This is a genomic window from Pseudomonas sp. LBUM1678, from assembly GCF_059695575.1.
In genome coordinates, this window is the sequence record NZ_CP166775.1 from 497,728 (window position 1) to 510,313 (window position 12,586).

The 12,586-nt window shown below is 60.2% G+C and carries 12 protein-coding genes; all 12 read left to right on the forward strand.

What is annotated here, in order from left to right:
* Positions 1-113: 113 nt before the first annotated feature.
* The 12 genes from waaF (at position 114) to ACA070_RS02305 (ending at position 12,579) form a co-directional block, all read left to right on the forward strand.
* Positions 114-1,148 (forward strand): lipopolysaccharide heptosyltransferase II, encoded by a 1,035-nt coding sequence (gene waaF / locus ACA070_RS02250; RefSeq protein WP_497449867.1) that lies wholly within the window; start codon positions 114-116, stop codon positions 1,146-1,148.
* Position 1,149: 1 nt separating this feature from the next.
* On the forward strand, positions 1,150-2,211 hold the full coding sequence (waaC, locus tag ACA070_RS02255) for a lipopolysaccharide heptosyltransferase I (protein WP_497449868.1): 1,062 nt from the start codon (positions 1,150-1,152) through the stop codon (positions 2,209-2,211).
* Complete coding sequence (locus ACA070_RS02260) at positions 2,211-3,332, forward strand: glycosyltransferase family 4 protein (protein WP_077747649.1); 1,122 nt, start codon at positions 2,211-2,213, stop codon at positions 3,330-3,332. The genes waaC and ACA070_RS02260 overlap by 1 nt, the downstream gene beginning before the upstream one ends.
* A complete protein-coding gene (rfaP, locus tag ACA070_RS02265; protein ID WP_497449869.1) occupies positions 3,332-4,138 on the forward strand; it encodes a lipopolysaccharide core heptose(I) kinase RfaP in 807 nt (268 codons plus the stop codon). The genes ACA070_RS02260 and rfaP overlap by 1 nt, the downstream gene beginning before the upstream one ends.
* Positions 4,138-4,872, forward strand: coding sequence for a lipopolysaccharide kinase InaA family protein (locus ACA070_RS02270; protein WP_497449870.1), 735 nt, complete (start codon positions 4,138-4,140; stop codon positions 4,870-4,872). The genes rfaP and ACA070_RS02270 overlap by 1 nt, the downstream gene beginning before the upstream one ends.
* Positions 4,869-5,621, forward strand: a complete 753-nt coding sequence (locus ACA070_RS02275; RefSeq protein ID WP_497449871.1) for a lipopolysaccharide kinase InaA family protein — start codon at positions 4,869-4,871, stop codon at positions 5,619-5,621. Before ACA070_RS02270 ends, ACA070_RS02275 begins: the two co-directional genes overlap by 4 nt.
* Positions 5,621-7,072: a lipopolysaccharide kinase InaA family protein gene (locus ACA070_RS02280; RefSeq protein WP_497449872.1), complete on the forward strand. Its 1,452-nt coding sequence runs from the start codon at positions 5,621-5,623 to the stop codon at positions 7,070-7,072. Before ACA070_RS02275 ends, ACA070_RS02280 begins: the two co-directional genes overlap by 1 nt.
* A gap of 225 nt (positions 7,073-7,297) precedes the next feature.
* Entirely contained in the window at positions 7,298-7,633 is a 336-nt protein-coding gene (locus ACA070_RS02285) for a YceK/YidQ family lipoprotein (protein ID WP_497449873.1), read from the forward strand.
* Between the two features lie 71 nt (positions 7,634-7,704).
* On the forward strand, positions 7,705-8,583 hold the full coding sequence (locus ACA070_RS02290; RefSeq protein ID WP_497449874.1) for a DUF3800 domain-containing protein: 879 nt from the start codon (positions 7,705-7,707) through the stop codon (positions 8,581-8,583).
* Positions 8,584-8,811: 228 nt separating this feature from the next.
* Positions 8,812-10,569 (forward strand): carbamoyltransferase family protein, encoded by a 1,758-nt coding sequence (locus ACA070_RS02295; RefSeq protein ID WP_497449875.1) that lies wholly within the window; start codon positions 8,812-8,814, stop codon positions 10,567-10,569.
* Positions 10,553-11,683 carry a glycosyltransferase gene (locus tag ACA070_RS02300; protein ID WP_497449876.1) on the forward strand — a complete coding sequence of 377 codons (1,131 nt, stop codon included), beginning with the start codon at positions 10,553-10,555 and terminating at the stop codon, positions 11,681-11,683. The genes ACA070_RS02295 and ACA070_RS02300 overlap by 17 nt, the downstream gene beginning before the upstream one ends.
* Positions 11,683-12,579, forward strand: coding sequence for an antimicrobial resistance protein Mig-14 (locus tag ACA070_RS02305; RefSeq protein WP_497449877.1), 897 nt, complete (start codon positions 11,683-11,685; stop codon positions 12,577-12,579). The genes ACA070_RS02300 and ACA070_RS02305 overlap by 1 nt, the downstream gene beginning before the upstream one ends.
* The last annotated feature ends 7 nt before the right edge of the window (positions 12,580-12,586 follow it).

Here is a 12,586-nt window from a genome sequence, read left to right on the forward strand (position 1 = left end):
TGATCCGATGAGCCCCAACCGGCTCGTCCAAATGACCTGACAGCCAAGGCTGCGGGTGCTGGATTCTCGAGGCGGGGAGGCGTATGCCTCCCCGGTTCGTTTTTGGAAACCACATGAAAATTCTGATCGTTGGGCCCAGCTGGGTCGGTGACATGGTGATGGCGCAGACACTTTTTCAGTGTCTCAAGCAACGCCACCCGCAATGCGAAATCGACGTCCTGGCCCCCGAGTGGAGCCGGCCGATCCTGGAGCGCATGCCCGAAGTCCGTCAGGCCTTGAGCTTTCCGCTCGGCCACGGCGCCTTGGAGCTGGCGACGCGCCGGCGCATCGGCAAATCCCTGGCCGGCCAGTACGACCAGGCGATCCTGCTGCCAAATTCCTTGAAGTCGGCGCTCGTGCCGTTCTTCGCCGGCATTCCGAAACGCACCGGCTGGCGTGGCGAGTTTCGCTACGGCCTGCTCAATGACGTGCGCACCCTCGATAAAGAACGTTATCCGCTGATGATCGAGCGCTTCATGGCGCTGGCTTATGAGCGCGATGCCGAACTGCCGACACCGTATCCACGGCCGAGCCTGCAGATCGACCCGGTCACCCGCGAGGCGGCGCTGGCCAAGTTTGGCCTGGCCCTCGACCGCCCGGTGTTGGTCCTGTGCCCCGGTGCCGAGTTCGGCGAATCCAAGCGCTGGCCATCCGAGCACTACGCCAAGGTCGCCGAAGCGAAGATCCGCGAAGGCTGGCAAGTCTGGTTGTTCGGTTCGAAAAACGATCACGCGGTCGGCGAAGACATCCGCGCGCGGCTGATACCCGGCCTGCGTGAAGAGTCGGTCAACCTCAGCGGCGGTACCTCCCTGGCCGAAGCCATCGACCTGATGTCCTGCGCCGATTCGGTGGTGTCCAACGACTCCGGCCTGATGCACGTCGCCGCGGCGCTGAACCGCCCGTTGGTGGCGGTTTACGGCTCGACCTCGCCGGGCTTCACGCCACCCTTGGCCGAGCACGTCGAGATCGTGCGCCTGGGCCTCGAATGCAGCCCGTGCTTCGATCGCACCTGCCGCTTCGGTCATTACAACTGCCTGCGCCAGCTCATGCCGCAAGCGGTGAACGAAGCCTTGCAGCGGTTGCAGGGCACTGTGGTCGAGGTCAAATAGTTTGCGCGTTCTGTTGATCAAGACTTCTTCGCTGGGCGACGTGATTCACGCATTGCCAGCGTTGACCGACGCGGCGCGGGCGATTCCCGGCATCACGTTCGACTGGGTGGTGGAAGAAGGCTTCGCCGAAATCCCGACCTGGCACCCGGCCGTGGGCAAGGTGATTCCGGTGGCGATCCGTCGCTGGCGCAAGAACCTCTGGCAGACCATCAAAAGTGGCGAGTGGAAGCGTTTCAAGCAAAGCGTTCGCGCCACTCAATACGATCTGGTGATCGACGCCCAGGGCCTGCTGAAAAGCGCCTGGTTGACGCGCTATGTCAAAGCGCCGGTCGCTGGACTCGACAAGGACTCGGCGCGTGAGCCAATCGCCTCGCGCTTTTATTCCCGTCGTCTGGCGGTGGGCCGTGGGCAGCACGCAGTAGAGCGGGTCCGCCAATTGTTCGCCCTGGCGTTGGGCTACGACTTGCCCAAAGGTCTGGGCGATTACGGCCTGAACGTCGAACGCCTGGTGGAACTGCCGCGCAAGAACCCGTACGTGCTGTTCCTGCACGGCACCACGTGGGACACCAAACACTGGCCGGAAGCCTATTGGCGCGAACTGGCCGAGCGCGTTGGGTATCTCGGCGTCGCCGTGAAGTTGCCGTGGGGCAATCCAGTTGAAAAAGCCCGGGCCGAGCGCATTGCTGCCGGGTTCAGGCATGTCGAAGTGCTGCCCAAACTGAACCTGGCCGGTGTCGGCAAGGTGCTGGCCGGCGCTCAAGCCTGCGTGGCAGTGGACACCGGTCTCGGTCATCTGGCCGCCGCGCTCGATGTGCCGACGCTGTCGCTGTTCGGCCCGACTAACCCGGGCCTGACCGGCGCCTACGGCAAGGCGCAGATTCACATCGCCAGCGACTTTCCTTGCGCGCCGTGCCTGCAAAAGAAATGCACCTATCAACCGACGGCCCAAGATGCCCGTCAGTTCGACCTGAAACGCGAGTGGCCCCTGTGCTTCACGCGTCTGAATCCCGAGCGTGTCGCGACCCGACTGAGCACGTTGTTACTGGCTGAGGAGCTGCGCTGATGCAATTGGCATTCGTCTTGTACAAGTACTTTCCGTTCGGGGGCTTGCAGCGCGACTTCATGCGCATCGCCCTGGAATGTCAGCAGCGCGGCCATCAGATTCGCGTCTACACGCTGATTTGGGAAGGCGATGTCCCGCCGGGTTTCGAAGTGCTGGTGGCGCCGGTCAAGGCGTTCTTCAATCATCGGCGCAACGAGAAGCTCAGCGAATGGATGGAAGCGGATCTGGCCAAGCGTCCCGTGGACCGTCTGATCGGCTTCAACAAGATGCCGGGCCTGGACGTTTACTACGCCGCCGACGGCTGCTTCGAAGACAAGGCGCAGAACCTGCGTAACTCGCTGTACCGTCGCTGGGGCCGCTACCGGCACTTTGCCGAGTACGAGCGCGCAGTGTTCGCCAAGGACGCCAAGACCGAAGTGCTGATGATTTCCGAGGTCCAGCAGCCGCTGTTCATCAAGCATTACGACACGCCGCTGGAACGCTTCCATTTGCTGCCGCCGGGCATCTCCCAGGACCGTCGCGCGCCGGCCAATGCCGCCGAAATTCGTGCCGATTTCCGTCGTGAATTCAACCTCAAGGATGATGAACTACTGCTGGTGCAGATCGGCTCCGGGTTCAAGACCAAGGGCGTGGATCGCAGCCTCAAGGCGCTGGCCGCGTTGCCCGCTGATCTGAAGAAACGCACCCGGCTGTTTGTAATTGGCCAGGATGACCCCAAATTGTTCCAGATGCAGAGCGCCACCTTGGGGCTCGGCGACAACGTGACGTTTCTCAAGGGGCGCAGCGATATCCCGCGTTTCCTGCTGGGTGCCGACCTGTTGATCCATCCGGCGTATAACGAAAACACCGGGACCGTGCTGCTCGAAGCATTGGTCGCCGGGTTGCCGGTATTGGTGAGCGCGGTCTGTGGTTACGCTCATTACATTGCCGAGGCCGACGCTGGCCTGGTGTTGGACGAACCGTTCGATCAGGCACAACTGACTCAGTACCTGACCGGCATGTTGAACGACGCTCAGGCACGGGCGGCCTGGAGCCGCAACGGTCTGGCCTTCGCTGAGACGGCCGACCTCTACAGCATGCCGCAGCACGCGGCCGATGTGATTCTGGCGGAGCACGCTTAATGAAGTTGATGCTGGCTGAACCGTTCAAGAGCCTTTGGGCCGGGCGCGATGCGTTCACCGAAGTCGAAGGCTTGCAGGGCGAGGTTTACCGTGAACTGGAAGCGCGCCGCACCTTACGCACTGAAGTGAACGGCAATGGTTTTTTCGTGAAGATCCACCGTGGCGTCGGCTGGGGCGAGATCTTCAAGAACTTGCTGACGGCCAAGCTGCCGGTACTCGGCGCGGGTCAGGAGTGGAAGGCCATTCAACGCCTGAAAGAAGTCGGCGTGCCGACCATGACGGCAGTGGCTTACGGCGAAAAGGGCAGCAACCCGGCGGATCAGCATTCGTTTATTGTCACTGAAGAGCTGGCGCCCACCGTCAGCCTAGAAGACTTCAGCATCGACTGGATCAAGAACCCGCCCGAGCCCAAACTCAAGCGGGCGCTGATCGCCGAAGTCGCACGCATGACCGGCATGATGCACCGCGCCGGGGTCAACCATCGCGACTGCTACATCTGCCACTTCCTGCTGCACACCGACAAACCGGTGACGGCTGATGACTTCAAGCTCTCGGTAATCGACCTGCACCGCGCCCAGACCCGTCCGGCGATCACTCAGCGCTGGCGCAACAAGGATCTGGCGGCGCTGTACTTTTCGGCCCTGGACATCGGCCTGACCAAGCGCGACAAACTGCGATTCCTGAAGGGCTACTTCCAGCAGCCGCTGCGTCAGATTCTGGGTGAGGAGGCCGGATTGCTCGCCTGGCTCGAAGGCAAGGCCAACAAACTCTACGACCGTAAACAGCGATACGGGGATGCGCTCTGATGCCGGGTTGGAAACTGGAACCTGCTTATAGCGATCTGGCGGAAGATTTTGGCAGCCTGGAAGCGGTGTTCGCGCTTCAGGGCGAACGCCTGACCCGCGACCCGTTGTCCGAGGTCATCCGCGTCAATCGCAACGGCGTCAATTATTACGTCAAGCGCTACAGCGGCGCCGGCAAAGGCCTGCGTCGTTATCTGGGCAAGCCCCGGGTCAAGGCCGAATGGCAGAACCTCAAGCGCTTCGCCAAGTGGGGCATTCCCACCGCTGAAGTGGTTGCCTGGGGTCTGGAACGGCGCGGCGCGGCGTATGCCCGTGGCGCGATGATCACCCGCGAACTGCCGAACACAGAAGACTTGTCGGCCCTCGCGGACCGGCACGATCCCAAGTTGGCGGACCGTGCCTGGGTCGATACCGTCAGTCGTCAGTTGGCCGGTTACACCCGGACCATGCACGACAACCGATTCACCCATAACGATTTGAAGTGGCGCAACCTGCTGATCGACGATGAGGCCAAGCTGTTCCTGATCGATTGCCCCAACGGCGATTTCTGGCGCGGTTTCTGGCTCAAGTACCGGATCACCAAGGACCTGGCCTGCCTCGACAAGGTGGCCAAATACCACCTGTCGGCGACCCAGCGCCTGCGCTTTTACCTGCAATACCGCCAGCGTGACCGGTTGAATGCCGACGACAAAAAACGCATCCGACACGTAGTGAGATTTTTCGAGGGGCGCGAATGACTGATTTTCTGGCCGCTGAAGACCGTGCGCTGCTTGAGCGTCATGGCCTCGGCACGTTCGACGCACTCTGGGCCAAGCAGCTCGACGCGGTGGATGAACCCAACACCGTCGGTGGCGGCTGGAGCAGCGTGTTTCGGCTGGATCTGGAAGGTCATGGCTACTACCTCAAGCGCCAGTGCAACTACCTGACGCGCACTTTCCATGCGCCGTTTGGCGAACCAAGTTTTGCCCGCGAATTTCGCAACATCAGTCGTTATCAGAAGCTGGGCATTCCTGCATTGCAGGCGGCGTTTTTCGGTGAGCGCAAGGTCGCCGGCGAAGTGCGGGCGGTTCTGCTGACTCGCGCGCTGGACGGTTGGAATGACCTGGATTCGCTGTTGCAGCGCTGGTCGGACCTGAGCGAGGCGCAGCACTCGGCCATTATGAAAGCCTGTGGCGAACTGGCGCGACGCCTGCACGGCGTGCGTCAGGTCCACGGTTGTTTCTACCCCAAACACATTTTTCTGCAGGCCACGGGCGATGGTTATCAGGCGCAGTTGATCGACCTGGAAAAGACCCGGCCGTTGCTGTTCGGTCAGCGTGACCGGGTCAAGGACCTGGAACCGTTGCTGCGCCGCGCGCCGGAGTGGACTGAAGCGCAGTTGCGCGAGTTGCTGGCGGTTTATGTGGATCAGCCGCGGGACAGTTCGCTGGTGGACAGTTGGGTTTCGCGCCTGACCGAACGGCGCAGTCACAAGGAGACGCGCTGATGCGGTTGTCCGAACTGAAAGACGCCGGCCGCAGCCCGAGCCTGCCGATGAGCATTTCGCTGGCCGATGCTGCAGGTCCCGCCGAGTTGCAGCTGCTGAGCCTGCTGCGAGTCTTGCCGGGGCAGCGTTACGTGGGGGCCGGCGTGTGGCGCGGCCGGCCGGTGCTGGCCAAGTTGTTGGTCGGCAGCAAAGCGGCGCGGCATTTCCAGCGTGAACTGGACGGCGTGCGTTTGCTCGCCGATCAAGGGCTGACCACGCCGCAGCTGCTGGTGGACGGCTTGAAAGAGGGCGAAGGCGGCTGGTTGCTGTTCGATTTCCTCGAGGGCGCCGAAAGCCTGGGGGATACCTGGAAGCAGGTCGAACACCTGCCGGTGCTGGCGGATATGCAAGGGGCCGTGCTGGCCGAGGCGCTGGGCGCTATTGGCCAAATGCATCGCAAGGGGCTTTGGCAGGAAGACTTGCATCTGGACAACCTCTTGCGTCAGCGGGGTCGGTTGTATCTCATCGATGGCGGCGGCGTCTGCGCTGAAACGCCGGGCCAGCCGCTGTCACGGCAGAAGGTCCTGGAAAACCTCGGCGTATTTTTTGCCCAGTTGCCCAAGTCGCTGGAACCGTTCACTGAAGAATTGCTGGTGTATTACCTGTTGAGCAACGGCGAACACGCGTTGCCGATGGAAGCGTTGCAGAAACAGATCGACAAGGTTCGCGGCTGGCGCTTGAAGGGCTACCTGATCAAGGTCGGGCGCGAATGCACGCTTTTCAGCGTCCAGCGCGGGGCTTTTGGTTTGCGTGCGATTCGACGCGAAGAAGAAGCGGCAATGCTGCCGGTGCTGGAGCAGGCCGATGCGTTGCTCGACCAGGGTCATCTCTATAAGACCGGCGGTGCGGCGAGCGTAGGAAAAGTCGAGGTTGATGGTCGGACGCTGGTGATCAAGCGCTACAACATCAAAGGCTTTGCACACTGGCTCAAACGCTTCTGGCGCCCGAGCCGTGCCTGGCACTCGTGGCGCGAAGGCAATCGCCTCGCCTTCCTCGGCATCGCCACGCCCAAACCGTTGGCGTTGCTGGAGAAGCGTTTTCTCTGGCTGCGCAGTCGGGCGTATCTGGTGACCGAGTATCTGCCGGGGCCGGACATCATCGAGCGCTTTGCGCCTTACGTTGAACGTGGTGATGCGCCCGAGGCTGAGTTGGTGGCGCTGGATCATTTGTTCGCCGAGCTGATTCGCGAGCGGATCAGTCATGGGGATTTCAAAGGCCACAACCTGTTCTGGCAGCAGGATCGCTGGGCGCTGATCGATCTGGATTCGATGTGTCAGCATGGCTCGACGAGCAGCTTTGCCCCGGCGTATGCGCGGGACCGGGCGCGGTTCATGCGTAACTGGCCTGAGAGCAGCGCGCTTTATCAGGTCATTGACCAGCGTCTGCCCAAAGACATCTCTGGCGCTGCCTGAATCCAATCGTCGGAACGCCGCCCGGAGCCGGCTCGCTCCCACATTGATCTACTGTGCGGCGCAGATCCCGTGTGGGAGCCAGCCTGCTGGCGATGTGGCCAGTCCTACTCATGGAGATCTAGAGGACAAGTTCTTGTGAACAGTCCTACATGATCCACAGACCCCATGAACTGTGCCCTGAATAGCCACGATGCTAATTTGCCTGACGTTCACGGAGGGCAAATCTTGACCATAAAAACGGCTGTTGCGATCGGTACTTTCTCACTGGTTTTATCGGGCTGCGGCACCGCACTGACGGTGCTGCAAGATGACGAAGACGCCGCTCGCGGCCTGCGCAAGCAAAAAACCTACTGCCAGACCATTCCGCGCATTTACAGCGGCCTGGCCTACGACTTCTGCATCTTGAACGCCCCGCCTGATCCCACCGGCTTCCTCGTCCCCTTCGTATTACTGGACCTGACCCTGTCGGGGGTCATGGACACCGTTTCCTTGCCCTACACGATTTACCTCCAGGCCACCGACGGCAATCTCGGTATTTACTGGCGGGCAGGCCGTGGGTAACGCTTTCGTATTCCAGCGTGTCAGTGCTGCACCAAACGCACCTGGCTCAAAAAATAAGGAAGACTTGCTCAGTGTCGACCCCGACTTTGCCCTCACAACAGTTTTTTCTTTTTGAAAACGAAAGCGAATTCGAAGCAAATGTTGAGGCGAAGAAGCTCTTACCTCCGTCCGGGAGGTATAGCGATTTCATAATTTATGTGGATGAAAGCGGTGATCATGGGATGCAAACATTAGATCCAAACTATCCAATGTTTGTGCTCGCATTTTGTGTATTTCATAAAAGGCATTATTGCGAGAAGGTTATCCCTGCCATTCAGAAGTTTAAGTTCAATCATATGGGGCACGACCTGGTCGGTCTGCATGAGTTGGAAATCCGGAAAGAAAAGGGAGCTTTCTCTAGCCTGTTCACATCCAGGCATCACAAACATGCCTTTCTGGAAGAGTTGACGGCCATCATTAACGCAAGCAATTTCGTGCTAATCAGTTGCGTTATCGACAAAGCTGCTCTTCGCGAAAAACAAGGTCCGATTCACAATCCTTATCACGTCGCCCTCGGCTTCTGCCTGGAAACGCTTTATGAGTTTCTACAGGAAAAGAATCAGCAGAGTGCGTTGACTCATGTGATTTTCGAGCGTCGCGGAAAAAGGGAGGATAACGAGCTTGAACTGGAATTTCGTCGGATGTGTGATGGCGCGAACCGGCTGAGCATTCAGTTGCCGTTCGACATCGTCTTTGCAACCAAGCAAGTGAATTCCACGGGGTTACAGCTAGCGGATCTTGTTGCAAGACCCATTGGTATGAGCGTTTTACGGTCAGGGCAAGAAAATCGTGCCTTTGACGTGCTCAAGCGTAAGTTCTACTGCAGTGGTGGTCGCGAAAATGTGGGGGAGGGTTTCGAAAACTGGGGTTTGAAAATTTTCCCTCTTTCAGAAAGCGAAAAGCCCCGATGAAACTCACCGAGGCTAGAACGCCGACCGGGATCCCCCAGTCCATTTGCGCAGGAGTTTATGTCGGGGTCCTTCATCTGTCAACGCGCCAGCTTGCCACTTCCCGCTAGAGGCTTGCCGCCGCTTTTAAGCTATAATCCCGCCCTTTAGCTGTCTCTCGCCCCTTGCGAGGGGCACATTAATTTCTGAGGCGCTTGTCGCCTGCATGCAGACTAAAGAGGCTAGACCCCTGTGGCATTGACGATTCTTGGCCTGTCCGGCGCCCTTAGCCATGATCCTTCCGCAGCCTTGTACATCGACGGCAAGCTGGTCGCGGCGGCTGAAGAAGAGCGCTTTGTGCGCGATAAACATGCAAAGAACCGCATGCCTTACGAATCGGCGAAGTTCTGCCTCGAGCAGGCGGGCATCAAGCCATCCGACGTTGACGTGGTCGCGATCCCATTCGCCCCGATCAGCCTGTTCGGCAAGGCTCGGTGGCAGTACGCCAAGCGTTACTGGTACGCGCCGGACCGCGCCCTCGACGCGATCCTGATGGGCAACCGTCGCTACAAGCGCTATCGCAACAAGATCGTCTGGTGCCTCGAGCAACTGGGCTTCGATCCGAAAAAAATCAAGATCGAACCAGTCGAGCATCACCTGGCCCACGCCTCCAGTGCTTACCACTGCTCCGGTTTCAAAGAGAAAACCGCGATCCTCGGGATCGACGGCAAGGGTGAGTACGCCACGACCTTCTTCGGTTACGGCGAAAACGGCAAGATCCACAAGATCAAGGAATTCTTCGATCCTGACTCCCTCGGCGGCCTCTACGGCGCAATCACCGAGTTCCTCGGTTTCGATATGCTCGACGGTGAGTTCAAGGTCATGGGCATGGCGCCGTACGGCGATGCCAGCAAATACGATTTCTCGCGCCTGGCCTCGTTCGAAAACGGCGAGTTGGTGATCAACACCGACTACGCCAACGTCATCGGCCTGCGTCGTTATAAAGAGAAGGGCAAAGGTTACTACTTCTCGCCGAAGCTGATCGAGTGGCTGGGTCCCAAGCGCGAAGGTGATATCGCCGACGAGCCGTACATCCACTACGCCGCGAGCATTCAAGCACTGTTCGAAAAGATCGCGCTGCAGATGATCGACTTCTACCTGGGCGACGTGCTCAAGGAAACCGGCAAACTGGCCTACGCTGGCGGCTGTGCGTTGAACGTCAAGCTCAACCAGAAAATCATCGCTCGCGATGACGTCAAGGAACTGTTCGTCCAGCCTGCGTCCGGCGATGCCGGTACGGCGGTCGGAGCAGCTGCTTACGTGTCCCACGCCCGTGGCGTGCCGGTCGAGAAGATGGAACACGTCTACCTCGGCCCGTCGTACAGCAACGAAGACGTCGTCGCTGCGTGCGCCCGTCACCCGAGCAAGCCGGTATGGCGCAAGCTCGAAAACATGCCGGAAAACATCGCCAAAATCATGGTCGATGGCAACCCGGTGGCCTGGTTCCAAGGGCGTATGGAGTTCGGTCCGCGTGCCTTGGGCGGTCGTTCGATCATCGGTTGCCCAAGCGCTGTCGGCGTGGCTGACCGCATCAACCACCAGATCAAGTTCCGCGAGCGCTGGAGGCCTTTCTGCCCGTCGATGCTCGACACCGTGGCCCCGCAGATGATCAAGATCGATCACCCGGCGCCGTTCATGACTTTCACCTTCGAAGTGGCGGAAGAGTGGAAGACCCGTGTGCCGGAAGTCGTCCACGAAGACGGCACCTCCCGGGCCCAGGTGCTCAAGCGCGAATACAACCCGCGCTACTACGACATGATGAAGGCGCTGGAAGTGCTGACCGGCAACGGCGTGTCGCTGAACACCTCGCTCAACCGTCGTGGCGAGCCGATGATCTGCTCGCCGACCGACGCGCTGAACATGTTCTTCGGTTCCGATCTACAGTATCTGATCATGGAAGACATCCTGGTGGTCAAAGAGGGCGCCAACGCTTATGACACGCTCGGCTGAACGCCATGTGTTGCAGTTCTGCCACGGCTATGACGGGCCGTTCCTGGACTGCGCGCGGCAGTACGCCAGCCTGTTTGCGGGGACTGGCTATCGCGTGACCACGGTCTTTTTGACCGGGGCCGCCGATAGCGAAGTGGCCGCGAACTGCGCTTCCGATGAAGTGCTGTTCATGGAGTACAGCTCCAAGGCCATTCGTGGCCTGAAGCTGGGCGCCATCGGCGATCTGCGCAAGATCGCCGCCTCGCGAAACTTCAGTTTCTGCATTGCTCACCGTTTCAAGCCGATCTACATCGCCTTGCTCGGCACCTCGCTGCCGGTGATCGGCGTGCATCACGCATTTGGCGATTACAAACGCGGCACCCGCAAACTGTTCGCCCATATTTTCCGCAAGCGCCTGAGCCTGCTCGGAGTCTCCGATGCGGTGCGTGACGACATGCGCCGTTGCCTGCCGAAATGGCCGGCCGGGCGGATTCAGACGCTTTATAACCGTGTCGATGTGCCGGCGTTGCAGACCAGCCAGGTGTCGGTGCGCGAAGCCCGGGAAACCCTCGGTCTGTCGGCGGATGCCTGGATTGTCGGCAACGTCGGGCGGCTGCATCCAGACAAAGACCAGACCACGCTGCTGCACGGTTTTGCCGAGGCATTGCCGGGCTTGCCGGCCAACAGCCAACTGGTGATCCTCGGCAGCGGTCGACTGGAACAGGACCTCAAGGCCCTGGCCCGGGAACTGGGTATCGGTGATCGAGTGCTGTTTCTCGGTCAAGTGCCGGATGCCCGTCGCTACTTCCGTGCATTCGATGTGTTTGCCCTGAGTTCTGATCACGAACCCTTCGGCATGGTGCTGCTCGAAGCCATGGCGGCCGGTGTACCGTTGCTCGCCACCGCGTGCGGTGGGGCGAAGGAAGTCGTCGAAGGCGTGGGCATTCTGTTTCCGCTGGGCGATGCCGAACACTTGGCCCAAGGGCTGCAACATCTGGCTGCGATGGACGACCAGCAGCGTCACCAGTGCGCCGAGATGATGCTCGACCGCCTGCGTGAGCGTTTCTCCGACCGCGCGGTACGCGATGCTTTCTGGCATTTGCCACACGTTACAGAACTGGCACCGAGGGGCTGATGCTCAACCGATTTCAAGGCTGGCGCGAACGGGGCTGGGCGGTGGTCGACGCCTCGACTTATGCACAGGCCTGGCAACGTTTTGGCGGCAGCGTCGCGACACATCCTTTGGTCGTTGAACGTCTTGCGCAGTTGGCCGGGATCCCGGTGCGTTATCTGGCCTGGGAGCAAAACGGTGAAGTGAAAGCCGCTATCCCGACCTGGGGGCGCGACCTGGCGCTGTCCAAAGACGTGCTCAAGCGCCGCGGTAAGAAGGGCTTGTTCGACCTCGGCAATGCCGAGTTGATCCTGCCGGCCGCCGCTGATGCGCAAGCACCGCTGCGCCATCGCGGACGTTATTTGTCGGCGCTCAGCGAAGGTCGTTTTACCGACATCAAGTTGCAGACTGAACAACTGGCCATGGCCCGCACGCCCGAAGAGTTGTCGAAGAAGTTTCGCTACAACCAGCGCCGTGAATTGCGTCTGCTGGAAGAGGCGGGCGGGGTGGTGCGGCCGGTCGCCGATTTTTCCAGCGCTGAGCTGGCAGCAATCTATTGCGATCTGTTCCAGCGTCGCTGGGGCTTCCCGGCCACCGGAGCCGAGCGCATGGCTGAGGTGATCGAACTGCTGCGCGACTTGCTGATCGGCTCGGTGATTTTCCTCAACGATGCACCGATTGCGATTCAACTGGTGTACCGCGTCGAGGCGCCGGAGTGGATCAGCGTCGAGTACATCAACGGCGGCGTCGATCCTGAAACGCGCGAGTTCAGCCCCGGTAGCGTGCTGAGTTTCCTGAACACCCAAAGTGCCTGGGAACACGCTCGCGCCCTGGATAAACCCTTGCGGTTTTCCTTCGGCCGCGCCGATAGAGAATACAAGGATCGCTGGTGCAATCCCGTGCCGGTCTTCACCGTGTGAGTGAACC

What these genes read in the sequence shown, in the direction of transcription:
- ACA070_RS02305 (WP_497449877.1), top strand. Translation starts at nt 11,683, where the DNA reads ATGCTCAACCGATTTCAAGGCTGGCGCGAACGGGGCTGGGCGGTGGTC.
- ACA070_RS02275 (WP_497449871.1), top strand. Translation starts at nt 4,869, where the DNA reads ATGACTGATTTTCTGGCCGCTGAAGACCGTGCGCTGCTTGAGCGTCAT.
- rfaP (WP_497449869.1), top strand. Translation starts at nt 3,332, where the DNA reads ATGAAGTTGATGCTGGCTGAACCGTTCAAGAGCCTTTGGGCCGGGCGC.
- ACA070_RS02260 (WP_077747649.1), top strand. Translation starts at nt 2,211, where the DNA reads ATGCAATTGGCATTCGTCTTGTACAAGTACTTTCCGTTCGGGGGCTTG.
- ACA070_RS02300 (WP_497449876.1), top strand. Translation starts at nt 10,553, where the DNA reads ATGACACGCTCGGCTGAACGCCATGTGTTGCAGTTCTGCCACGGCTAT.
- ACA070_RS02280 (WP_497449872.1), top strand. Translation starts at nt 5,621, where the DNA reads ATGCGGTTGTCCGAACTGAAAGACGCCGGCCGCAGCCCGAGCCTGCCG.
- waaF (WP_497449867.1), top strand. Translation starts at nt 114, where the DNA reads ATGAAAATTCTGATCGTTGGGCCCAGCTGGGTCGGTGACATGGTGATG.
- ACA070_RS02270 (WP_497449870.1), top strand. Translation starts at nt 4,138, where the DNA reads ATGCCGGGTTGGAAACTGGAACCTGCTTATAGCGATCTGGCGGAAGAT.